3 protein-coding genes are annotated in these 1999 nt (G+C 73.6%); all 3 read right to left on the bottom strand.

All coding sequences use genetic code 11. The annotated features are described in order from the left end of the window. Nucleotides 1-195: HGxxPAAW family protein (locus tag ABZ318_RS39515; RefSeq protein ID WP_356907240.1), on the bottom strand; the 195-nt coding region annotated here is incomplete at its 3' end. A gap of 136 nt (nucleotides 196-331) precedes the next feature. Next, entirely contained in the window at nucleotides 332-982 is a 651-nt protein-coding gene (locus tag ABZ318_RS39510; protein WP_356907239.1) for a TIGR02234 family membrane protein, read from the bottom strand. Between the two features lie 14 nt (nucleotides 983-996). Beyond that, a partial coding sequence (locus tag ABZ318_RS39505; RefSeq protein WP_356907238.1) for a chorismate-binding protein occupies nucleotides 997-1999 on the bottom strand: 1003 nt, incomplete at its 5' end.

Here is a 1999-nt window from a genome sequence, read left to right as displayed (position 1 = left end):
CTCCTTCGGCATGCCGAGGCCCGCCGCCTTCATCGCGCCGCCGACGATGCCGCCGAGGACGATGACGCCCACGCCGGCCCAGAAACCGGGCACGTTGGCGGCCACCATGAAGACGCCGGCGATGCAGAAGCCGATGAAGGAGATGATGACACCGGTCCAGGCGGCCGGGGTGTGTCCGTGGGCGCTGCCCGCCATGAGTTGCTCCTCGTTGCAGTTGCTCGATGGTGAGGTCTCGCGTGCGCGGACACTCGGCGTTCATTGTCCCGTACGCGGGCGCGCGAGGATGAATCGGGGTGCCGGGACGATCACGCGTCGCGGTCGGCTCCCCCTCTCACGCTCCCTGGGTCGGATCCTCGCCGCGGTCCAGGGCCTTCCACAGGTCCTCGGGCCGGTCGGGGTCGGTCGTGGGGGCCTTGCGGCCGGCGCGCGGGGCGCCGGAGCGCTCGTAGCGGCCGCCCATCGCCGGCCAGTTCTTGCCGAAGCGGAGGGCGAAGAGGCCGGCGAGCAGGATGAGGAGGGCGCCCGCGGCCGTCACGTACGGCCAGACGGTGTGGGTGAGGCCGGCGACGGCGGCGGCGGTGTCGCCGCTGATGCGGGCGGCCTCGGCGTCGAGCGCGCTGCTGTCGGAGGCGCCGAGGACCGCGGCGAGCGCGGCGCCCGCGCCGCTGAGCGCGAGGAGCGCGGCGACGAGCGTGCGCCCGGTGCGGCGGACGGCGAAGACGGCGAAGAGCGCGGCGAGGCCGACGATCGCGAGGGCGGTCGGCACACCGGTGACGGTGCCGCCGTCGGCCTCGACGGGGACGCTGCCGCCGCCGACGGACGCGGTGCCCTCCGCCCAGATCTGGCCGGCGGAGAGCAGGACGACGGTGGCACCGAGGGCGCCGAGGAGGAGGGCCGCGGCCAGGCTGCGGCGGCCGCCGGTGGGGACGGCCGCGCGGGCGGCCCGGGGCTGGGGTACGGGTACGGCACTCACGTACCCCACTATCCCTTACGTGCTCACTTGTCGTTCATCCGGTTGGCGGTGTGGACGGCGCGGAGCACGGCCGCGGCCTTGTTGCGGCACTCGTTGTCCTCGGCGATCGGGTCGGAGTCGGCGACGACACCCGCTCCGGCCTGCACGTACGCCGTTCCGTCCCGGAGCAGGGCGGTGCGGATGGCGATGGCGGTGTCGGCGTCCCCGGCGAAATCGAGATAACCGACACATCCGCCGTAGAGGCCGCGCCGGGAGGGTTCGAGCTCCTCGATGATCTGCATGGCGCGGGGCTTGGGCGCGCCGGAGAGGGTGCCGGCGGGGAAGCAGGCGGTGAGGACGTCGAAGGCGGTCCGGCCCTCGGCGACCTCGCCGGTGACGGTGGAGACGATGTGCATGACGTGCGAGTAGCGCTCGATCGACATGAAGTCGACGACCTCGACGGAGCCGGGCGTGCAGACCCGGCCGAGGTCGTTGCGGCCCAGGTCGACGAGCATGAGGTGCTCGGCGCGCTCCTTGGGGTCGGCGAGCAGTTCCTCGGCGAGGTCGTGGTCCTCCTGCGGGGTGGCGCCGCGGTGCCGGGTGCCGGCGATGGGGTGGAGCATCGCCCGCCCGTCCTCGACCTTGACGAGGGCCTCGGGTGAGGAGCCGACGACGTCGAAGCCGTTCTCGAAGCGGAAGAGGTACATGTACGGGGACGGGTTGGTGGCCCGCAGGACCCGGTAGACGTCGAGCGCGGAGGCGGCGCAGGGGGTCTCGAAGCGCTGCGAGGGCACGACCTGGAAGGCCTCGCCGGCCCGGATGCGCTCCTTGATGTCCTCGACGGCGTCCTGGTAGGCGGGGCCGCCCCAGAGCGCCGAGAACTCGGGCAGGGCGGAGTCCGGCAGGGCGGCGGGGACGGTGGCGACGGGGCGGGCCAGGTCGGCCTGCATGGCGTCGAGGCGGGCGACGGCGTGCGCGTACGCCTCGTCGACGCCGGTCTCCAGGTCGTTGTGGTTGATCGCGTTGGCGATCAGCAGGACCGAGCCG

This window comes from Streptomyces sp. NPDC006197, from assembly GCF_040613865.1.
Classification (GTDB): Bacteria; Actinomycetota; Actinomycetes; order Streptomycetales; family Streptomycetaceae; genus Streptomyces.
Note: the sequence above shows the minus strand (reverse complement) of the source record. Positions and strands in the feature narration are given on the sequence as shown.